General features: G+C 59.0%; 19 protein-coding genes. 11 read left to right on the top strand and 8 right to left on the bottom strand.

Annotated features, from left to right (window positions below; translation table 11 throughout):
• Positions 1–948 precede the first annotated feature (948 nt).
• From AK821_RS17980 to AK821_RS17970, 3 genes are all read right to left on the bottom strand, one after another.
• Positions 949–2,607, bottom strand: coding sequence for a cation acetate symporter (locus tag AK821_RS17980; protein WP_064390905.1), 1,659 nt, complete (start codon positions 2,605–2,607; stop codon positions 949–951).
• Complete coding sequence (locus tag AK821_RS17975) at positions 2,604–2,915, bottom strand: DUF485 domain-containing protein (RefSeq protein WP_016987516.1); 312 nt, start codon at positions 2,913–2,915, stop codon at positions 2,604–2,606. The genes AK821_RS17980 and AK821_RS17975 overlap by 4 nt, the downstream gene beginning before the upstream one ends.
• Positions 2,916–3,156: 241 nt before the next feature.
• Positions 3,157–4,008 carry a glycine betaine ABC transporter substrate-binding protein gene (locus AK821_RS17970; protein ID WP_064390904.1) on the bottom strand — a complete coding sequence of 284 codons (852 nt, stop codon included), beginning with the start codon at positions 4,006–4,008 and terminating at the stop codon, positions 3,157–3,159.
• 286 nt (positions 4,009–4,294) lie between these two features.
• Here AK821_RS17970 and AK821_RS17960 point away from each other — a divergent pair, with 286 nt between their 5' ends.
• A complete protein-coding gene (locus AK821_RS17960) occupies positions 4,295–5,890 on the top strand; it encodes a glycoside hydrolase family 17 protein (RefSeq protein ID WP_064390903.1) in 1,596 nt (531 codons plus the stop codon).
• Positions 5,891–5,988: 98 nt separating this feature from the next.
• Here the strand turns inward: AK821_RS17960 and AK821_RS17955 are convergent, their stop codons facing one another.
• Entirely contained in the window at positions 5,989–6,357 is a 369-nt protein-coding gene (locus tag AK821_RS17955; RefSeq protein WP_064390902.1) for a hypothetical protein, read from the bottom strand.
• Positions 6,358–6,581: 224 nt separating this feature from the next.
• On the opposite strand from AK821_RS17955, the gene AK821_RS17950 reads away from it, so the two are divergent.
• Both AK821_RS17950 and AK821_RS17945 read left to right on the top strand, forming a co-directional pair.
• Positions 6,582–7,880, top strand: a complete 1,299-nt coding sequence (locus tag AK821_RS17950) for a hypothetical protein (protein ID WP_064390901.1) — start codon at positions 6,582–6,584, stop codon at positions 7,878–7,880.
• A complete protein-coding gene (locus AK821_RS17945) occupies positions 7,873–8,661 on the top strand; it encodes an MlaA family lipoprotein (protein WP_064390900.1) in 789 nt (262 codons plus the stop codon). Before AK821_RS17950 ends, AK821_RS17945 begins: the two co-directional genes overlap by 8 nt.
• Positions 8,662–8,844: 183 nt before the next feature.
• Here AK821_RS17945 and AK821_RS17940 read toward each other — a convergent pair whose 3' ends face one another.
• Complete coding sequence (locus AK821_RS17940; protein WP_064390899.1) at positions 8,845–9,759, bottom strand: DUF808 domain-containing protein; 915 nt, start codon at positions 9,757–9,759, stop codon at positions 8,845–8,847.
• A gap of 135 nt (positions 9,760–9,894) precedes the next feature.
• On the opposite strand from AK821_RS17940, the gene AK821_RS17935 reads away from it, so the two are divergent.
• Positions 9,895–10,503, top strand: coding sequence for a TetR/AcrR family transcriptional regulator (locus AK821_RS17935; protein ID WP_064390898.1), 609 nt, complete (start codon positions 9,895–9,897; stop codon positions 10,501–10,503).
• 247 nt (positions 10,504–10,750) lie between these two features.
• Here the strand turns inward: AK821_RS17935 and AK821_RS17930 are convergent, their stop codons facing one another.
• From AK821_RS17930 to AK821_RS17920, 3 genes are all read right to left on the bottom strand, one after another.
• On the bottom strand, positions 10,751–11,209 hold the full coding sequence (locus tag AK821_RS17930; RefSeq protein ID WP_064390897.1) for an REP-associated tyrosine transposase: 459 nt from the start codon (positions 11,207–11,209) through the stop codon (positions 10,751–10,753).
• Positions 11,210–11,440: 231 nt separating this feature from the next.
• Positions 11,441–12,511 carry an alpha/beta hydrolase gene (locus AK821_RS17925; RefSeq protein ID WP_152974177.1) on the bottom strand — a complete coding sequence of 357 codons (1,071 nt, stop codon included), beginning with the start codon at positions 12,509–12,511 and terminating at the stop codon, positions 11,441–11,443.
• Positions 12,512–12,611: 100 nt separating this feature from the next.
• Positions 12,612–13,052 (bottom strand): GlcG/HbpS family heme-binding protein, encoded by a 441-nt coding sequence (locus AK821_RS17920; protein WP_038363926.1) that lies wholly within the window; start codon positions 13,050–13,052, stop codon positions 12,612–12,614.
• Between the two features lie 268 nt (positions 13,053–13,320).
• Between AK821_RS17920 and gcl the strand changes: the two genes are divergently transcribed.
• The 7 genes from gcl to AK821_RS17885 all read left to right on the top strand — a co-directional run bounded on the left by gcl (position 13,321) and on the right by AK821_RS17885 (position 21,829).
• Positions 13,321–15,096, top strand: coding sequence for a glyoxylate carboligase (gcl, locus tag AK821_RS17915; RefSeq protein WP_008083509.1), 1,776 nt, complete (start codon positions 13,321–13,323; stop codon positions 15,094–15,096).
• Positions 15,097–15,274: 178 nt separating this feature from the next.
• The gene (hyi, locus tag AK821_RS17910) at positions 15,275–16,057 is read left to right on the top strand and encodes a hydroxypyruvate isomerase (RefSeq protein ID WP_064390895.1); all 783 of its coding nucleotides are present in this window, start codon (positions 15,275–15,277) and stop codon (positions 16,055–16,057) included.
• Between the two features lie 131 nt (positions 16,058–16,188).
• Entirely contained in the window at positions 16,189–17,082 is an 894-nt protein-coding gene (locus AK821_RS17905; protein WP_007919937.1) for a 2-hydroxy-3-oxopropionate reductase, read from the top strand.
• A 148-nt stretch (positions 17,083–17,230) separates the two neighbouring features.
• The gene (locus AK821_RS17900) at positions 17,231–18,505 is read left to right on the top strand and encodes a glycerate kinase type-2 family protein (protein WP_064390894.1); all 1,275 of its coding nucleotides are present in this window, start codon (positions 17,231–17,233) and stop codon (positions 18,503–18,505) included.
• On the top strand, positions 18,502–19,917 hold the full coding sequence (pyk, locus tag AK821_RS17895) for a pyruvate kinase (protein ID WP_064390893.1): 1,416 nt from the start codon (positions 18,502–18,504) through the stop codon (positions 19,915–19,917). Before AK821_RS17900 ends, pyk begins: the two co-directional genes overlap by 4 nt.
• 151 nt (positions 19,918–20,068) lie before the next feature.
• A complete protein-coding gene (locus AK821_RS17890; RefSeq protein ID WP_064390892.1) occupies positions 20,069–20,983 on the top strand; it encodes an urea transporter in 915 nt (304 codons plus the stop codon).
• 21 nt (positions 20,984–21,004) lie between these two features.
• Positions 21,005–21,829, top strand: a complete 825-nt coding sequence (locus tag AK821_RS17885; RefSeq protein WP_064390891.1) for an ion transporter — start codon at positions 21,005–21,007, stop codon at positions 21,827–21,829.

The following is a 21,829-nucleotide window of genomic DNA, read 5'->3' as shown; positions in this document are numbered from 1 at the left end:
TTGCCCCTGCGTACGGCACTTCGCTGAGGCTCAGTGTTCCCTCGCTACGGTGTCCATCCGGGGGCATCGCCTACGGTTTGCTTCGCTGCACCTCCTCTCGATGAATGCGGCTTCGCCGCACGGCGCTGCGCGCCTACCCCCGGATGAACACCTCCGCTCGGCCTGCCGATGGGGCAAAAGATCAAGAACCAAAGCCAAAGCAAGATCACAAGCCACATCAAAAGCCCCTCACCCTAGCCCTCTCCCGGAGGGAGAGGGGACTGACCGAGGTGTTTGGGAGAGCTATGCCGACGTGCGATAGCGCGTTGAACTCAGGTTTTGAAAAACACACAAATCGGCCCCTCTCCCTCCATTTCCGGATGTAGAGAGGACTGACCAGGGTGTTTGGGAGAGCTATGCCGACGTGCGATACCGCGTTGAACTCAGATTCTGAAAAGCTCACAAATCAGCCCCCTCTCCCTCGGGAGAGGGCTGGGGTGAGGGGTAGCCCCACCACAAAACCAAAGCCGAGCACGCTGTGCTTCTCACCACTCAACAGGATGAGCGTTAGCTCGGCTGCAGCTCTTGATCTGTAAGGCGACGTCGGAAGGCTGAGTGGAGGGGTTGATCCGGGCGTGGGAGCGCAGCGACCGTTTGGCGCAGCCAAACACAGCGAGAGGAGGTGCAGCGAAGCAAACCGTAGGCGCTGCGCCCGGATCAATCCCGCAGCGAAGGAACCCCGAGCCCCAGCGAGCGGGCCGCACGTAGGAGCAAGCTTTTTTTGCTTACTTTTTTTTCGCGCTTGAAAAAAAGTGAGTCGCCGTAAGGGCGAAACCCTAATCAGCCGTTACCGCAGCAACGGATATACACCCAATAAAAAACACACCAAAGTCCGATAACCGCCCACAAAAAATGCCCCGATCTCTCAACCGGGGCATTCAGCAAAACATTTACAAAACCATCAAACCATCAATGCGAAACCGCCCCGCTCGCCCCCAACCCAGTCTGCGAACGCACAAACTGCGGGAAGAACAGCGCCCGCTCTTTGTCCGCTGCCGCCGACTTGTCAGTGATCGAGAATAACCAGATCCCCACAAAGGCAATGATCATCGAGAACAGCGCCGGGTACTCGTAAGGGAAGATCGCCTTCTCATGATGCAGAATCTGCACCCAGATGGTCGGGCCGAGGATCATCAGGCCCACCGCACTCACCAGACCCAACCAGCCGCCAATCATCGCGCCACGGGTGGTCAGCTTCTTCCAGTACATCGAAAGCAGCAGTACCGGGAAGTTACAGCTCGCCGCGATCGAGAACGCCAAGCCAACCATGAACGCAATGTTCTGGCTTTCAAACAGGATGCCCAAGCCGATCGCCAACACCGCCAAGGCAATGGTGGTGATCTTCGAAACGCGAATCTCGTCCTTCTCGTTCGCCTTGCCCTTCTTGATCACACTGGCATACAGGTCGTGAGAAACCGCCGAAGCACCGGCCAGCGTCAGACCGGCAACAACCGCCAGAATGGTCGCGAACGCCACCGCCGAGATAAAGCCGAGGAAGATACTGCCACCGACCGCGTTGGCCAGGTGCACCGCCGCCATGTTGTTGCCGCCCAACAGCGCGCCAGCCGCATCTTTGAAGGCCGGGTTAGTGCTGACCAGCAGGATCGCGCCGAAGCCGATGATGAAGGTCAGGATGTAGAAGTAACCAATGAAGCCAGTTGCGTAGAGCACGCTCTTGCGGGCTTCTTTTGCGTCACTCACGGTGAAGAAGCGCATCAGAATGTGTGGCAGGCCAGCAGTACCGAACATCAGCGCCAGACCCAGCGAGAAAGCCGAAATCGGGTCCTTGACCAGACCGCCCGGGCTCATGATCGCTTCGCCCTTGGCGTGAACCTTGATCGCTTCGGAGAACAATGTGTTGAAGTCAAAGCCTACGTGCTTCATCACCATCAGCGCCATGAACGAGGCACCGGACAGCAACAGCACCGCCTTGATGATCTGCACCCAGGTGGTCGCCAGCATGCCGCCGAACAGCACGTACATGCACATCAGCACGCCAACCAGAATCACGGCAACGTGGTAGTCCAGACCGAACAACAGCTGAATCAGCTTGCCGGCACCAACCATTTGCGCAATCAGGTAGAACGCCACCACCACCAGCGAACCGCAGGCAGACAGGGTGCGAATCTGGGTTTGCCCGAGGCGGTAGGACGCCACGTCGGCAAAGGTGTATTTACCCAGGTTACGCAGACGCTCGGCGATCAGAAACAGAATGATCGGCCAGCCCACCAGGAAGCCGATCGAGTAGATCAGGCCATCGTAGCCGGAGGTGAACACCAGCGCGGAAATCCCCAGGAAGGACGCCGCCGACATGTAGTCACCGGCAATCGCCAGACCGTTCTGGAAACCGGTGATCTTGCCGCCCGCCGCATAGTAGTCGGCCGCCGAGTTGTTTTTCTTCGAGGCCCAGTAGGTGATGTACAACGTCGCGCCAACGAAGGCGACGAACATCAGGATCGCGGGAATGTTCAGCGGCTGTTTGGCCACCTCTCCCGTCAACGCGTCAGCCGCCCAGACACCCGGTGCGAACGCTGCAACGCTCAATAAAGCCAGTAGACGCCGGATCATTGCTGAGCCTCCTTGAGAATCGCATTGTTCAGGTCGTCAAACTCGCCATTGGCGCGGCGCACGTAGATACCGGTCAGGATGAAGGCAGACAGAATCAGCCCGACACCGATCGGGATACCCCAGGTTATGGATGATTCAGGACTGATCTTCGCGCCCAGAATATGCGGCCCGTAAGCAATCAGAAGGATGAATGCGGAGTAAAGCCCGAGCATGATTGCCGAGAGAATCCAGGCGAATCGTTCCCTTTTCTGAACCAGCTCCTTGAATCGGGGACTGTTTTGAATCGAGAGGTAAATGCTGTCGTTCATTGTTTTTATCCTCGCAGCACAAATTATTGTTGGAACATAGCTAATGTATGCGGCTGCGGGAGCGGGAACAGACGACCTTAGTAGTAGAACGCCATGACGTAATCGCCATTCTTCGGTACACCCAAAACAACTGTAGGAGTGAGCCTGCTCGCGATGGCGTCGTATCAGTCGACATTTTCATCAACTGACAGGACGCTATCGCGAGCAGGCTCACTCCTACAGGGGTACGGCGGTGTTGCTTTTATTTGGTCCAGTCAGCCACGCGATCCGGGTGCTTGGCGACCCAATCCTTGGCCGCTGCGTCAGGCTTGGCACCGTCCTGAATCGCCAGCATCACTTCGCCGATTTCGTCTTTCGACGCCCACTGGAAGTTCTTCAGGAACTTGGCCACTTCCGGCGCCTTGGTCGCCAGTTCTTTGCTGCCGATGCTGTTCACGGTTTCAGCTGCGCCGTACACGCCTTTCGGGTCGTCGAGGAAGCGCAGTTTCCACTTGGCGAACATCCAGTGCGGCACCCAACCGGTGACGGCGATGGATTCGTTTTTCTTCTCGGCACGGGTCAGTTCGGCAATCATGCCGGCGCCGGAACTGGCTTTGAGCGAATACTTGTCGAGGCCGTAATCCTTGATCGCCTGATCGGTCTTGAGCATTACGCCTGAACCGGCGTCGATGCCGACGATACGGTTTTTGAAGGTGTCATCGGTTTTCAGGTCTTCGATCGACTTGGCTTTCACATACTCCGGCACGATCAGGCCGATTTTTGCATCCTTGAAGTTCGGGCCGTAGTCGACGACCAGATCCTTGTTTTTCGTCCAGTATTCACCGTGAGTCACAGGCAGCCAGGCCGAGAGCATGGCGTCGAGTTTGCCGGTGGCAACGCCCTGCCACATGATCCCGGTGGCGACGGCTTGCAGCTTAACGGCGTAGCCGAGTTTCTGTTTGATCACTTCGGCCGCCACGTGGGTGGTCGCGACGCTGTCGGACCAGCCGTCAACGTACCCGATGTTCAGGGTCTGTTTTTCTGCGCTGGCGAAAGTGGAGCTCATCGCAAGCACCAGAGCGGCACCTGCGCCTAAAAGTCGTCGCATCTTCATCGTTACTTCCCCGAAATGCTGCGCCCGACGGATGCCGGGCATCGTCAACGTATTGTTATGGTGCACAGCGCCCCCATCACGCCTGACCGCAAACCAACTCGAACATCAGCGGAGTACTGATGCCTTGATCATCAACCTGACGCCTCCGGCGACCTGCTCTGTCAGCGACCTCAAGGCAACGAGAAACGACATCAGAAGGCCATTAATCGCGGCTTTATAAATGACGCCAAATAATCCGCCCGAACTTTGCATGTGCAAATCATGCAGGCCACCAACCTCTCTATAAATGCAGGTAACATGCGTCGCTTTGCAGCCACTCGGCCCGACCATGTCCGCGACGTCCCGCTTTCCTTTCCCTGCTTATTTATTTGCCTGCCTGCTGGGCCTGTTTGCCCTCGGTGGCTTCTGGTACGGCCTCGGCAAACCGGTGATACTGCCGGACGCTGCGACGCCGACGCACAAGCTGCAATGCGCGTCCTACACGCCGTTCGACAAAGACCAATCGCCGTTCGACGTGCCATTCAAGCTGCGCCCCGAGCGCATGGACGCCGACCTCGCATTGCTGGCGACACGCTTTGAGTGCATTCGCACTTATTCAATGACCGGCCTGGAAGCGCTGCCGGATCTGGCGCGCAAACACGGTTTGAAATTGATGATCGGCGCCTGGGTCAACAGCAACCCGGTGGACACCGAGAAAGAAGTCGACCTGCTGATCGCCTCGGCCAACGCCAACCCGGACGTGGTCAGCGCGGTGATCGTCGGCAACGAAGCCTTGCTGCGCAAAGAAGTTACCGGCACGCAACTGGTCCGCCTGATCAACAAGGTCAAGAGCCAGATCAAGCAACCGGTCACTTACGCCGACGTCTGGGAGTTCTGGCTCAAGCATCCGGAAGTCGCGCCAGCAGTGGACTTCCTGACCATTCACTTATTGCCGTACTGGGAAGATGACCCGTCAAACATCGACGCAGCTCTGCAACATGTCGCGCAAGTTCGCCAGGTGTTCGGCAATAAATTCGCGCCCAAAGACGTGATGATCGGCGAAACCGGCTGGCCGAGCGAAGGCCGTCAGCGCGAAACCGCCCTGCCGAGCCGGGTCAACGAGGCCAAATTCATTCGTGGTTTTGTCGCAATGGCCGAGCAAGAAGGCTGGCATTACAACCTGATCGAAGCGTTTGACCAGCCGTGGAAGCGCGGCAGCGAAGGTGCGGTGGGCGGTTACTGGGGGCTGTTTGATGCGGATCGTCAGGACAAAGGCGTACTCGCCGGGCCGGTGACGAATGTGCCGTTCTGGAAGGAATGGCTGGCGGTTGGTGGTTTGATTTTCCTCGGCACACTGATCCTTGGCGGTCGCGTTCGCACCACGCGCTCGGCGCTGGTGTTGCCGCTGCTGGGCGCCCTCGGCGCTTGCTCGATTGGCGCCTGGGGTGATCTGGCGCGAGTGACCACAAGGTTTACCGGCGAATGGCTGTGGGTCGGCTTGCTGACAGCGTTGAACCTGTTGGTGTTGGCACATGCGGCGCTGGCGCTCAGTGCGCGTACTGGCTGGCGTCAACGTGCGTTCAATCTGCTGGAGCGGCGTGCCGGCTGGCTGGTTGCGGCGGCAGGTTTTGCTGCGGCGGTGATGATGCTCGAGATGGTCTTCGATCCGCGTTATCGCAGCTTTGCCAGCATGGCGTTCGTGCTGCCGGCGCTGGTGTATCTGTGCCGTCCGGTGAGTGTGCCGCGTCGCGAAATTGCTCTGCTGACGTTTATTGTTGGTGCGGGGATTGCGCCGCAGTTGTATCAGGAAGGGTTGCAGAATCAGCAGGCGTGGGGCTGGGCGTTGGTGAGTGTGTTGATGGTGGCTGCTTTGTGGCGGTGCCTGCGTGTTCACAAGATTTAATATTCATCGACTGAAATGCCCCATCGCGAGCAGGCTCACTCCTACAGTTTGGAATGCGTTCCCCTTGTAGGAGTGAGCCTGCTCGCGATAGCTGACGATCAGGCGCTACGGGACTCGCGGACCAACCGCAACCCGGCAATCACCAACGCAAACACCGCCAACGTAGTGTTGTACAACGCCAGCGCCGGCACCCCGAACACCAGCGCCAGTACCGCCAGCCACCACCCTGCCCGCCCGGGCAAGACAAAACCGACCAACGCCGCCCCCAACGCTGCCCAGCCCAACACCTTGAAGTGAATCATCAAACCAAGGTTCGAGCGCACCTGGCATTCCCAGCGACTGGCCTCATCCACGCAGATACCGACCCACTGCCCGTCCTCCATAAAGCCATACCGCGCGGCATAACTGGCAGCCAGCCACAACGGCAACAGAACAAGCAGCAAAATCACGGGCAAGCGGCGGGACATGAAACACTCCAATCTTCGGAAATCGTCGGCCAGCTTAATCTGCAGCCAGCCGTGTGCAAGAACTAACAACTGTTAACTGTTCATTCAGTCGGTGCAAAGTGTATCGTCCAGCTACTATTACTCCGAATTCTGCCTGTTTGGTGCCGCAGCATGGCACTTTGGCGCAAACCCGGTGGTCATAGCCTGCGAACTTCATTCGGCACCTTCCTCTAAGGGATCTAGTCATGCTCCGTTCCTTGCGCTTCGCCGCGCTGTTCAGCGGCCTTATTTTGAGTGCGTCCGCACTGGCGGTAGATATCGATGCCGCCAGTTATGGCTACCCCCTGACCAACCCGTTCGAGGCGACCATCGCCACGACGCCGCCGGACTTGCGCCCGGAATTGCCGCTGGACGACGACATCAATCAGTCGGACCGCAGCCTGACGTTGCGCCCGGAGCGAGAGTTCATCTTGCCGGACAACTTCTGGGCGGTAAAAAAGCTCACCTACCGCATCGCCACCCAGGACAAGCCGGCGCCGTTGATCTTCCTGATCGCAGGCACCGGCGCGCGTTATGACAGCACACTCAACGAATACCTGAAAAAGCTCTACTACAAGGCCGGCTACCACGTCGTGCAGCTGTCGTCGCCGACCAGTTTCGACTTCATCAGTGCCGCCTCGCGCTTCGCCACGCCGGGCGTGACCAAAGAAGACGCCGAAGACATGTACCGGGTGATGCAGGCCGTGCGCGCGCAAAATCCGAAAGTGCCAGTGACCGAGTATTACCTGACCGGCTACAGCCTCGGTGCCCTTGATGCTGCATTCGTTGCGCACCTGGACGAAACCCGTCGTAGCTTCAACTTCAAGAAAGTCCTGCTGCTCAATCCGCCGGTGAACCTCTACACCTCGATCACCAACCTCGACAAACTGGTGCAAACCGAAGTTAAAGGTATCAACACCAGCACCACGTTCTATGAGTTGGTGCTGAGCAAGTTGACTCGCTACTTCCAGCAGAAAGGCTACATCGACCTCAACGATGCATTGCTTTACGACTTCCAGCAGTCCAAGCAGCACCTGACCAACGAACAGATGGCGATGCTGATCGGCACCTCGTTCCGTTTCTCGGCGGCCGACATTGCCTTCACGTCGGATCTGATCAACCGTCGCGGCCTGATCACGCCACCGAAATTCCCCATCACCGAAGGCACCAGCCTCACGCCGTTCCTCAAGCGTGCGCTGCAATGCGACTTCGATTGCTACCTGACCGATCAGGTGATTCCGATGTGGCGTGCACGCACCGACGGCGGCAGCCTGCTGCAACTGATCGATCAGGTCAGCCTGTACGCGCTCAAGGATTACCTGCACGACAGCCCGAAAATCGCCGTAATGCACAACGCCGACGACGTGATCCTCGGCCCGGGCGACCTCGGCTTCCTGCGCAAGACCTTCGGTGATCGCTTGACCGTTTATCCACTGGGCGGCCATTGCGGCAACATTAACTATCGCGTCAACAGCGACGCCATGCTGGAGTTCTTCCGTGGCTAAATATCTCCTGCTGATTGCTGCGCTCCTCTGCACAGGCGTGGTCCAGGCCGACAACAGTAAAGCCAACGCGCCGGTTGTGGTCGACAGCGACGGCTTCAAAGAGCCGCTGTCCAAACTCAAATTCAACCCAGGCCTGGATCAACGCGAATTCGAGCGTTCGACGCTCAACGCGCTGAACGTCTATGACCCGCTGGAATCGTGGAACCGCCGGGTTTACCACTTCAATTACCGCTTCGACCAATGGGTATTTCTGCCGGTGGTCGATGGCTATCGTTACGTCACGCCAAGCTTTGTGCGCACTGGGGTAAGCAACTTCTTCAATAACCTCGGCGATGTACCGAACCTGCTGAACAGCCTGTTGCAGTTCAAGGGCCAGCGCTCGATGGAAACCACCGCACGCCTGCTGCTCAATACCACCATCGGTATTGCTGGCTTGTGGGATCCGGCGACCGCCATGGGCCTGCCGCGCCAGAGCGAAGACTTCGGTCAGACCCTGGGCTTCTATGGTGTACCGGGTGGCGCCTACTTCGTACTGCCGATCTTCGGCCCGTCGAATATCCGTGACACTGCTGGCCTGGCCGTCGATTACACCGCCGAATCGGCGATCAACTTCCTCAATGTCTCGGAAGTCAGCTCCAACCATCCGGAAGTCTGGGCCCTGCGTGCCGTCGACAAGCGCTACCAGACCAGCTTCCGTTATGGCCAGATGAACTCACCGTTCGAGTACGAGAAGGTGCGCTACGTGTATACCGAGGCGCGCAAGTTGCAGATTGCCGAATAGTTTTCGGCAGGTACAAAAAAGGGCCATTCGATGCGAGTCGAATGGCCCTTTTTCATGGCACAACAAAAGATCAAACTGTAGGAGTGAGCCTGCTCGCGATAGCGGTGTGTCAGGCGACACTTGTGGGGCTGATACACCGCTATCGCGAGCAGGCTCACTCCTACAAGGGTTTTGTGTTGAATGTCAGTTTTTCAGGGATTTCCAGATTTTGCCGACGACAGAAACCACCGCCAACACCACCGCACCGGCAATGATCCCCGCCACACCATTAAGCAACATCGGCACCGCAAACCCGACACTGCCGGCCGCCGCGCCTACGCCTTCAATCCAGTCATGCACCACCGGCACGCCGTGGGTGAGGATGCCGCCGCCGACCAGGAACATCGCTGCCGTACCGACCACCGACAGGGTTTTCATCATGTACGGTGCCGCGCTCAGAATGGCGCTGCCGACTTTCTTCGCGACCTGCCCAGGCTTCTGGGTCAGCCACAAACCAAGATCGTCGAGTTTGACGATGCCCGCCACCAGGCCATAAACGCCCACCGTCATCACAATCGCAATGCCGGACATCACGATCACTTGCTGCGTCAGCGAGGCCGTTGCCACGGTACCCAAGGTGATGGCGATAATCTCTGCCGAGAGGATGAAGTCAGTGCGAATCGCGCCCTTGATCTTGTCTTTCTCATACGCCACCAGATCAGTCGCCGGATCGGCTACCGCCTCAGTCAGTTGCGCATGTTCGGTTTCGTCTTCTGCCTTGCTGTGCAGAAATTTGTGCGCGAGTTTCTCGAACCCTTCGAAACACAAGTAAGCACCGCCAACCATCAACAGCGGCGTCACCAGCCATGGCACGAACGCACTGATCGCCAGCGCCGAGGGCACCAGAATCAGCTTGTTGACGAACGACCCCTTGGCCACGGCCCAGACCACAGGAATTTCCCGCTCGGCACGCACGCCGGAGACCTGCTGGGCGTTGAGCGCAAGATCGTCGCCGAGCACGCCGGCGGTCTTCTTGGCGGCCATTTTGCTCATCAACGCCACGTCGTCCAGCACGGTGGCAATATCGTCGACCAGCACCAGCAAACTGCTTCCTGCCATGAATCCTGTTTCCTTTTATGTATGAATGTTGCGAAGCATAACGCGACCTTAGACCACGCGGGGCATTCTTGAGCGTCGCGCGAGGCCGGTGCTACCATGCGCAACCGCCAGAACAGGCAAGGAACCACCGGGTTTATGAGCACAATCCGCGAGCGCAACAAAGAACTGATCCTGCGTGCCGCCAGTGAGGAGTTTGCCGACAAGGGCTTCGCTGCGACCAAAACCAGCGACATCGCCGCCAAGGCGGGATTGCCCAAGCCCAACGTCTACTACTACTTCAAGTCCAAGGAAAACCTTTACCGCGAGGTATTGGAAAGCATCATCGTGCCGATTCTGCAGGCGTCGACGCCGTTCAATCCCGACGGTGTGCCGAGCGAAGTGCTGAGCGGCTACATCCGCTCGAAGATCCGCATCTCCCGCGACCTGCCCTTCGCCTCGAAAGTATTCGCCAGCGAAATCATGCACGGCGCCCCGCACCTGAGCACCGACCTGGTCGAGCAGCTCAACGGCCAGGCCAAGCACAACATCGACTGCATCCAGAGCTGGATTGATCGCGGCCAGATCGCCCCGATCGACCCTAATCACCTGATGTTCAGCATCTGGGCCGCGACCCAGACCTACGCCGACTTCGACTGGCAGATTTCTGCTGTGACCGGCAAGGACAAGCTGGACGAGGCGGATTACGAGGCGGCGGCACAAACGATTATCCGGTTGGTGTTGAAGGGGTGTGAGCCGGATCAGTAAGACCGCGGTGATGCTATCGCTGGCAAGCCAGCTCCCACAGGGATTTGTGTTGTTTGCAAAATTTGTATCCAACACAGGACTGGCTTGCCAACTCCCACAGGGATTTCTGTTGTTTGCAAAATTTGTATCCAACACAGGACTGGCTTGCCAACTCCCACAATCACTCATGCAGAAATGCAAAATCTTTGTCCAGCACAAAAACCTGTGGGAGCTGGCTTGCCAGCGATGAAGGCAACTCGGTTTCAGATCAAATCCAAATGGCATCCCACAGCGGATAATCACCCAGCTTTTCCACCAAGCCTGCCCGCAATGGGTTGGCCACTACATACCGCGCCATCTTCACCAAATCCTCCTCCCGCCGCAGTGCACGATCATGAAAGCCTTGCTGCCAAAGCGGCCCGCTTCGACCGCTGCACTCGTTCACGTCCCGAGCAATCAAAGATTTGGTTTCCCTCATCAGCCTTCTGAGCGAACAGTTTTCCAGCTCAATCAACCAATGAAAATGATCCGGCATGACTACCCATGCCAACGACTTTGCCAGTCCAACATTTTGCGCGCGACGAAATTGATGAACGACCAATCTGCCCAGAGAGAAATTGGCGAAGATGGGTTTTCGATCAAGAGTGTTCGTGGTCAGTAGATAGATGCGGTTGGGCTCGGCATAGCGACCGGCTCGCAGACGATGTGAAGCAGGAAGATCAGGCAATCCATTGCCCCTTCATGATGGGTTCATCAGAAGGCTAGTCCTCTGTGGTCTATACGGCGGGCTGGTCTTTTTTCTTGATGTGTCAGTCAGGCCGCCATCGCTGGCAAGCCAGCTCCCACAGGTTTTTGTATTGGTTACAAAATCTGAACAAGACAAAAAACCTTGTGGGAGCTGGCTTGCCAGCGATGACAATCGATCAGACGCTAGCGATCAAACCGATACACCCGCATCTCAAACCTCCTCCCCCATCAACCAGCGCAACGCCTGCGGCAGCGAGGTGCTCCAGTCGTCCGGGAAAGTATGTCCAGCCTCATGAGTGCGGGATTTGACCTCGTTGCCGTCGCTGAACAATTGGCGGAAATCGGCGCTCATCTGTAGATTGCCCGGCCCTTCTTTTTTGCCATTGATGACAAACACACGCTTGCCGCGCGCCTTGCTTTCGGTGGGCGTCGGTTGATTGCCGCCGGGTGACAGCAGCAGTGCGCCGGCGTAATCGTCCGGGTGTTGCGCCAATAGCGCGCCGGCGTGTTGCGAACCTTGCGAGAAGCCAATCAGGAACACGCGTTTGCGATCGATGCATTGCTGGGCTTCGAGGGCTTTGAGGCCTTTCTGCACGGTTTGATGGGTGCCTTCGAAACCGGGGCCGATCCAACGGAAGCTGTCGACCGCGTTGATCATTTGCGTGCCGTTGATCCCCAGAATGATTGCGCCGGTGTCGGCCAGCGGCTGGTAGTCTGCATCCAGCTCGCCATTGACACCGTAACCGTGCAGCCACACCACCACCGGGCGGCAGGCTTTGGGCGCAGGGATCTTCGCCGACGGATTGAGCACGGAAATCGCGCCAACCTTGCCCTCGGCGATTTTCTTGTAACGCTGCTGCGCGCTGGCCAGTACGGATTTGTAGGTGGCGGTGTCGCGGAGCTCGGAGAAGTCTTCGTCCCCTGCCAGCAGCGGGCCGAACCACAGGCCACGGTCATCGGCCTCCTGCAGATAGCGCAGCGCCAGTCGATCATCGCCACGGCGGGCAAACAGCGCCGCCACCTGATAAGGCGCCAGCAGTTGCTTGGGATCTTCACGGGAGGCTGCCAGGTAAACCGCAATTGCCTGCAACGTGTCGGTTTCCTCGAGCTTCTCGGCCCGCTCCATCAAGTCCGATACATCGTCGGCGTTGAGCAGTGCAGAAACCACCGGGCTCAGCGCGTTAAAGGCGATTTCGTCGGCGTCGGGGGCTTCCGTCGCATGCAGGACGGGCGTGCAGAGGGTGATGGCGGCGGCCATCGTCATGGCAAATAGCGTCTTCACGCAGATCTTCCTTGATACATAAACGAGAGGGGCGGCAGTCTATAGACCCCGCCCCGCTTCGTCATCATCACGCCATCAGACGTGCTGATTTATTTTCCGGTCAGGCCGCCACCCCCGCATCCGCCCTCAACTCCAACGCCTCCACCGCTTTAATCGCAACCTGCTCATCGATATCCGACAAATCCCCGCTGATGCCGATCGCGCCCAGCACATTCCCTGCCTGATCCCGAATCAACACACCACCCGGTGCCGGCACGACGCTGCCCTGGCCCATGCTGTTGAGTGCGGCAATGAAGGCTGGCCGTTGTTGCGCGTCGAGTGCCAGCAGGCGTGAGCCTTTGCCCAGCGCGATGGCGCCCCAGGCTTTGCCGATGGCGATGTTCGGGCGCAGCAGGCTGGCGCCGTCTTCGCGTTGCAGGGTGATCAGGTGGCCGCCGGTATCGAGTACCGCGATTGTCAGGGGGGCGGCGTTGATGCCGCGCCCTGCGTTGATGGCTTCGTTGACCAGGTTGACTGCGACTTTCAAGGTTAAAGCGCTCATGGTGCCGTCCTCATTTTGTTATAGGGAAAGTCGTGGGGCTGCGCTTTTCTGCCGCAGCCCGATGCAACAAATAGAACACAATGAGTTATTTTTTTGTATACAATAATTCTCGAAAAGCGCCACATGCGACGAAAAGCCACACTCAGAAAGGCTTCCGACGAATGAAACAGGCGCTTGAGAAAATGGATTGACCTGCGCCGTCCGCCGTGAATACACTCTGCGCAAAGCCACTTGTATACAATTACAAAACGTAAAGAGGCACAAAACCATGAGCAAAATGAGAGCAATCGAAGCCGCCGTTCTGGTGATGCGCCGTGAAGGGGTTGATACCGCTTTTGGCATCCCGGGCGCTGCCATCAACCCGCTGTACTCCGCCTTGCAGAAAGTCGGTGGCATCGATCACGTCCTTGCTCGCCACGTTGAAGGCGCCTCGCACATGGCCGAGGGCTACACCCGCACCAAGGCCGGCAACATCGGCGTGTGCATCGGTACTTCCGGCCCTGCCGGTACCGACATGGTCACCGGGCTCTACAGCGCCTCGGCCGACTCGATTCCAATCCTCTGCATTACCGGCCAGGCACCCCGCGCCCGTATGCACAAGGAAGACTTCCAGGCTGTCGACATCACCAGCATCGTCAAGCCAGTCACCAAGTGGGCGACCACTGTTCTGGAACCGGGCCAAGTGCCTTACGCGTTTCAGAAAGCGTTCTTTGAGATGCGCTCCGGCCGTCCAGGCCCGGTGCTGATCGACCTGCCGTTCGACGTGCAGATGGCCGAGATCGAATTCGACATCGACGCTTACCAGCCGCTGCCATTGGCCAAACCGACCGCCACCCGCGTTCAGGTCGAGAAGGCTTTGGCTCTGCTTGATCAAGCCGAGCGTCCATTGCTGGTTGCCGGCGGCGGCATCATCAACGCCGACGCCAGCGATCTGCTGGTTGAATTCGCTGAGCTGACCGGCATCCCGGTTATCCCGACCCTGATGGGCTGGGGCACCATCCCTGACGATCACCCGTTGATGGTCGGCATGGTCGGCCTGCAGACTTCGCACCGTTACGGCAACGCCACCATGCTGAAATCCGACGTGGTGTTGGGTATCGGTAACCGTTGGGCCAACCGTCACACCGGCTCGGTTGACGTTTACACCGAAGGCCGCAAGTTCATTCACGTCGACATCGAAGGCACGCAGATCGGGCGTGTGTTCACGCCGGATCTGGGCATCGTTTCCGACGCTGCTGCCGCACTGACCGTGTTCATCGAAGTGGCCCGTGAATGGCAAGCCGCCGGCAAGCTGAAGAACCGCAGCGCCTGGCTGCAAGACTGCCAGCAGCGCAAAGCCAGCCTGCACCGCAAGACCCACTTCGACAACGTGCCGGTCAAACCACAGCGCGTTTACGAAGAAATGAATCAGGTGTTCGGCAAGGACACTTGCTACGTCAGCACCATTGGTCTGTCGCAGATTGCCGGCGCGCAGTTCCTGCACGTCTACAAGCCGCGTCACTGGATCAACTGTGGCCAGGCAGGCCCGTTGGGCTGGACCATTCCGGCAGCGCTGGGCGTGGTGAAGGCCGATCCGAACCGCAAAGTCGTGGCCCTGTCGGGGGACTATGACTTCCAGTTCATGATCGAAGAACTGGCGGTCGGCGCTCAGTTCAAACTGCCGTACATCCACGTTGTGGTGAACAACTCGTACCTGGGTCTGATCCGTCAGGCGCAGCGCGGGTTCGAAATGGACTACTGCGTGCAGCTGTCCTTCGATAACCTGAACGCGCCGGAACTCAACGGTTACGGTGTTGACCACGTCGCAGTGGCTGAAGGCCTTGGCTGTAAGGCGCTGCGTGTATTCGAACCATCGGAAATCGCCCCTGCCCTGCGCAAGGCCGAACAGATGATCGAAGAGTTCAAGGTGCCGGTGATCGTCGAGATCATTCTGGAGCGTGTGACCAATATCTCCATGGGTACCGAGATCAACGCCGTCAACGAATTCGAAGACCTGGCGCTGGTCGGCAACGATGCGCCAACGGCGATTTCGCTGCTTGATTGATCGTAATTAGCTCCCTCTCCCTCCGGGAGAGGGCTGGGGTGAGGGAAAGGTTTTGCGGTGATCGCAAAATTCGGATCAGACTCAGGATCCCCCTCACCCTAACCCTCTCCCCCAGGAGAGGGGACTGATCGCGAACATTCTGACCAACCGTGTCACATCCGTTTTTCAGGAGACCACCATGCCGCGTTTCGCAGCCAACCTGTCCATGCTGTTCACCGAACAGGATTTCCTTGCCCGTTTCGACGCCGCCGCCAAGGCCGGTTTCAGCGGTGTCGAGTACCTGTTCCCGTACGATTTCAGCTCTGCCGAAATCAAGGCCAAACTCGACGCCAACGGTCTGACCCAAGTGCTGTTCAACCTGCCGGCCGGTGACTGGGCCAAGGGCGAACGCGGTATCGCGTGTTTGCCGGATCGGGTCGAAGAGTTCCGCGCCGGTGTCGATCTGGCGATTGCCTACGCACAAGTGCTGGGCAACACCCAGATCAACTGCCTGGCCGGTATCCGTCCGCAAGGCGTTGACGATGCCACGGTAGAAAAGACCTTCGTCGCCAACCTGAAATACGCCGCCGACAAACTGCAGGCAGCGGGCATCAAACTGGTGATGGAAGCGATCAACACCCGCGACATCCCGGGCTTCTACCTGAACAACACGGCGCAAGCCCTGTCGATTCGCGAGCAGGTCGGCAGCGCCAATCTGTTCCTGCAATACGACATTTATCACATGCAAATCATGGAAGGCGATCTGGCCCGCACCCTGCAATCGCACCTGGGCGAGATCAACCATGTGCAGCTCGCGGACAACCCGGGGCGCAACGAACCCGGCACCGGTGAAATCAACTACCGCTTCCTGTTCGAACACCTCGACCGCATCGGTTATCAGGGTTGGGTGGGTTGCGAATACAAGCCGCTGACTACCACCGAAGCAGGTCTCGGCTGGCTGAAGTCGCACAACGCAATCTGACAAACACATGACCCTGTAGGAGCTGCCGCAGGCTGCGATCTTTTGATCTTGTTATTTTGAAGATCAAGATCAAAAGATCGCAGCCTGCGGCAGCTCCTACAGGGGAAAGACAAAAACAAGAGGATTTTCTCATGGCTAAAATCGGATTTATCGGCACCGGCATCATGGGCCACCCAATGGCTTCGAACCTGCAGAAAGCCGGTCACAGCCTGTTCCTGTCGGCGCACCACGACGCCGCCCCTGCCGACCTGGTTGCCGCTGGCGCCGTCGCCCTGGCCAACCCGCGCGAAGTCGCGCAGGAAGCTGAATTCATCATCGTCATGGTCCCGGATACCCCACAGGTCGACGACGTACTGTTCCGCGCCGACGGCGTTGCCGCTGGTCTGAGCAAAGGCAAAATCGTCATCGACATGAGCTCGATCTCGCCGACCGCCACCAAAGCTTTCGCGGCGAAGATCAACGAAAAAGGCGCGCAGTACCTCGACGCACCGGTTTCCGGCGGTGAAGTCGGCGCCAAAGCCGCGACCCTGAGCATCATGATCGGTGGCGACGCCGATGCCTTCGAACGCGCGCTGCCGCTGTTCCAGGCCATGGGCAAGAACATCACCCTGGTCGGTGGCAATGGCGACGGTCAAACCGCCAAAGTCGCCAACCAGATCATCGTTGCGCTGAACATTCAGGCCGTCGCCGAAGCCCTGCTGTTCGCTTCGAAAAACGGTGCTGATCCAGCCAAGGTGCGTGAAGCACTGATGGGCGGTTTCGCTTCCTCGAAGATCCTTGAAGTGCACGGCGAGCGCATGATCAAAGGCACTTTCGATCCAGGCTTCCGCATCAGCCTGCACCAGAAAGACCTGAACCTGGCCCTGCAAGGCGCCAAGGAGCTGAACATCAACCTGCCGAACACCGCCAATGCCCAGCAAGTGTTCAGCACCTGCGCAGCGATCGGTGGCAGCAACTGGGATCACTCGGCGCTGATCAAAGGTCTGGAGCACATGGCTAACTTCTCGATTCGCGACAACAAATAAGCCTTCATCAAACCTGTAGGAGTGAGCCTGCTCGCGATGAAGTCACCGCGGTGAGTCAGATTTACCGCGGCGCCTGAATCGCGAGCAGGCTCACTCCTACAGTGATCTGAGTTGCCCTTTCGAATAACAAGAATTCCGGGAGCCCGCCATGTCGGTCGATCCGCAACAACTGCTGCGCGAGCTGTTTGCCACAGCCATCGACGCGGCCCATCCGAACCAAGTCCTCGAAGCCCATTTGCCTGCCAATCGCAGCGGTCGGGTGATCGTCATCGGTGCCGGCAAAGCCGCTGCCGCCATGGCGCAAGTGGTCGAGCGTTGCTGGGAGGGTGAAGTGTCTGGCCTGGTGGTGACCCGTTATGGTCACGGCGCCCCGTGCGAAAAAATCGAAGTGGTCGAAGCCGCGCACCCGGTGCCGGACGCTGCCGGCCTGGCCGTGGCCAAACGTGTGCTCGAACTGGTCAGCAACCTGACTGAAGACGACCGCGTGATCTTCCTGCTCTCCGGTGGTGGCTCGGCCCTGCTGGCGTTGCCGGCCGAAGGCATCACCCTCGCCGACAAGCAGTCGATCAACAAAGCCCTGCTCAAATCCGGCGCGACCATCGGCGAGATGAACTGCGTGCGCAAGCACCTCTCGGCGATCAAGGGCGGCCGTCTCGGTAAGGCCTGCTGGCCTGCCACTGTTTATACCTACGCGATTTCCGATGTCCCGGGCGACCTCGCCACGGTCATCGCTTCCGGCCCGACCGTGGCCGACCCGAGCACTTCTGCCGAAGCCCTGGCAATCATCAAGCGCTACGGCATCGAGATCCCTGCTTCAGTGCGCAACTGGCTGCAAAGCCCGGAGTCGGAAACCGTCAAACCCGGTGACCCGAGCCTCGCTCGCAGCCACTTCCAGTTGATCGCCCGTCCTCAGCAATCGCTGGATGCCGCCGCAGTGAAATGCCGTCAGGCCGGTTTCAGCACGCTGATCCTCGGCGACCTCGAAGGTGAGTCGCGCGAAGTGGCGAAAGTCCACGCCGGTATCGCCCGCCAGATCATCAACCACGGCCAGCCATTGGCAGCGCCGTGCGTGATTTTGTCCGGCGGCGAAACCACCGTGACCGTGCGCGGCAATGGCCGTGGCGGACGCAACGCCGAATTCCTCTTGAGCCTCACCGACAACCTCAAAGGCCAGCCCGGCGTTTATGCCCTGGCCGGTGACACCGACGGCATTGATGGCTCGGAAGACAACGCCGGCGCGATTATGACCCCGGACAGCTACGCCCGCGCCGCCGCCCTCGGTTTGAGCGCCAGCGACGAGCTGGATAACAACAACGGCTACGGCTATTTCGCGGCGCTCGATGCGCTAATCGTCACCGAGCCGACCCGCACCAACGTCAACGACTTCCGCGCCATTCTGATCCTTGAGAGCTGCAAATCATGACGCCTGATAAAAAGGTCAAAATCCTCGCCACCCTCGGTCCTGCTGTCGATGGCATCGAAGACATCCGTGAACTGGTCGAGGCCGGGGTGAATATCTTCCGCCTGAACTTCAGCCACGGCGATCATGCCGACCACGCCAAGCGCTATCAGTGGATCCGCGAAGTCGAGCGCCAGCTCAACTACCCGCTGGGCATTCTGATGGACTTGCAGGGGCCGAAACTGCGCGTCGGCAAGTTCGCCGACGGCAAGGTGCAGCTGCATCGTGGTCAGGCCTTCCGTCTCGATCTGGACGCGACACCGGGCGATGAGCGCCGGGTCAATCTGCCGCATCCGGAGATCATCGAAGCGCTGGAAGCGGGCATGGATCTGCTGCTCGACGACGGCAAACTGCGTCTGCGTGTGGTCAGCAAATACGCCGACGCGATTGATACTACCGTGCTCAACGGCGGCGAACTGTCGGACCGCAAAGGCGTCAACGTACCGCAAGCGGTGCTCGACCTCAGCCCGCTGACCGCCAAGGATCGTCGTGACCTGAGCTTCGGTCTGGAGCTGGGTGTGGACTGGGTCGCGCTGTCGTTTGTGCAGCGCCCGCAAGACATCGTCGAAGCCCGCGCACTGATCGGTGACAAAGCCTTTCTGATGGCGAAAATCGAGAAGCCTTCCGCCGTTGAGCAACTGCGCGAAATCGCTGAATTGAGCGACGCGATCATGGTTGCTCGTGGCGACCTCGGCGTCGAAGTGCCAGCGGAAAGCGTGCCGCAGATTCAGAAAAACATCATCACCACCTGCCGCGAACTGGGCAAACCGGTGGTGGTGGCGACGCAAATGCTCGAGTCGATGCGCTTCTCCCCTGCCCCGACCCGTGCCGAAGTGACTGACGTTGCCAACGCCGTGGCCGAAGGTGCCGATGCGGTGATGCTGTCAGCAGAAACCGCGTCCGGCGAATACCCGCTGGAAGCCGTGCAGATGATGAGCAAGATCATCCGCCAGGTGGAGAACGGCCCGGATTATCAGACTCAGCTCGACGTCAGCCGGCCGAAGGCGGAAGCGACCGTTTCCGACGCAATCAGCTGCGCGATCCGTCGTATCAGCAACGTGCTGCCGGTGGCGGTGTTGGTCAACTACAGCGAGTCGGGTGCATCGAGTTTGCGTACGGCGCGGGAACGGCCGAAAGCGCCGATCCTCAACCTGACGCCGAACCTGCAAACCGCGCGGCGTCTGAGCGTGGCGTGGGGGATTCATTCGGTGGTCAACGATCACCTGCGTCAGGTCGACGAAGTCTGCTCGACCGCGCTGGAAATCGCCCAGGCCCAAGGCATGGCCGAGCGTGGCGACACGCTGCTGATCACTGCCGGCGTGCCATTTGGCCAGCCGGGATCGACTAACTCGCTGCGGATCGAAACGTTGATTTAACCGCCCACCATGATCGTTCCCACGCTCCGCGTGGGAATGCGGCCCGGGACGCTCCGCGTCCCAAGAGCAGACGCAGAGCGTCCTTTGAGGCATTCCCACGCAGACGGTTCGACGCCTCGACGTGGGAACGATCAGTACCGAATGAACTGCCATGCCTGCCAATCATTTCAACACCCACTGCCCCGACTGGGCCGAGGCTTTGCTCAACGGTTTCAGTCAAATATTCCTCCAGCGCCATCCGCTATGCGGCCTGCTGTGTCTGTTGGCGATCCTGCTAACCGCGCCGGTGCTGTTCGCCGGAGCGCTGCTCGGTGCCGTCGCCGGTTTGCTCACGGCGCAACGGCGTAACTACGCCAAGGCTGATCGTCAGGCCGGATTGTTCAGCTACAACGGCATCCTGCTCGGCCTGCTGCTGAGCCTGTATTTCCCTTGGTCGCCGATGCTGCCGCCGCTGATTCTCGCCGCCGGCGGCTTGAGCGCCATGGCCACGCAGCAATGGCTCAAACATGTGTACCGCAGCCGATCGATTCCGGCCTACACCTCGCCGTTCGTGGCGCTGAGCTGGGTTCTGCTGCCGTTCGCAGAACCGTCAGCGCCGATGGCGCACATCGAGATGAACACGCTGAATCTGCTCGCCGCCGAACTGCGCGGTCTGGGTCAAGTGATGTTTCTCGGTCATCCGCTGGCCGGCGCGCTCATCGCCATTGGTTTGCTGATGGCTGATCGCCGGGCGTTTTGCTGGGCAATGCTGGCGTCAGCCATCGGTCTGGCCTCAAGCCTGCTGCACCACGAAACCAGCGCTGCGCTTTTAGGTTTGGGCAGCTACAACGCCGTGCTGGCCGCCCTCGCCTTCAGTGCGCAACGCCAACAACCGTGGCTGCCACTACTCGGCATCGTCCTGGCGCTGCTGGTGACGCCACTGTTTGCTGCCGTTGGCCTCGCCACCCTGACCGCGCCGTTCATCCTCGCCGGCTGGCTGATCCGCGCCGGCATCCAGATGCTCGGCAAAACCCCGGTTGAGCGTGCGCCTTGCGCTCATGGGGAGAATCAACCTAGGCTGCGCTGATCTTCGATTCAGGCGTTATCCATGGACAGCAGCAACAATTGGCGCGAACGGCTTTACGTGATGATTTTCCAGAGCGACACCCTTGCCGGGCGTCGCTTCGACGGCATCCTGCTGTTGATCATCCTCTCCAGTCTGGTGATCGTGATGCTCGACAGCATCGACAGCATTCACCAGAACTACGCCGACGTGCTGGCCTACATCGAATGGGGCTTCACGATCATCTTTCTCGGCGAGTACATCCTGCGTCTGTATTGCTCACCGAAGCCGTTGCGCTACGCCTTCAGCTTTTACGGGCTGGTGGATTTGCTGGCGATCGTGCCGGGCATCCTCGCCCTGTATTACAGCGATGCGCAGTACCTGCTGATCATTCGGATCATCCGCATGCTGCGGATTTTCCGTGTGCTCAAGCTCAGCCCGTACCTCAAGCAAGCCAACTATTTGATGTCGGCGCTGCGTGGCAGCAAGCAGAAAATCGTGGTGTTTCTGGTCAGCGTCTGCACGCTGGTGACGGTGTTCGGCACCCTGATGTACGTGATCGAAGGCCCGGAGCACGGCTTCACCAGCATTCCCAAAGGCATCTATTGGGCTATCGTCACCTTGACCACGGTGGGCTTCGGCGACATCGTGCCGAAGACCCCGTTGGGCCAGGTGATTTCGTCGCTGGTGATGATCACCGGTTACTCGATCATCGCCGTGCCGACGGGGATTTTTACCGCCGAACTGGCCAACGCCATGCGCGGTGAACAGTTGCAACACGACTGCCCGGTGTGCAAGAAAAACAGCCACGAGCATGGCGCGGCGTTCTGCTCGCGATGTGGCAATGCCTTGTTCAAGAAACTGGAATAA

Source organism: Pseudomonas sp. RIT-PI-r, assembly GCF_001297015.1.
Taxonomy (GTDB): Bacteria; Pseudomonadota; Gammaproteobacteria; order Pseudomonadales; family Pseudomonadaceae; genus Aquipseudomonas.
This window is presented reverse-complemented; position numbering and strand designations above follow the sequence as displayed.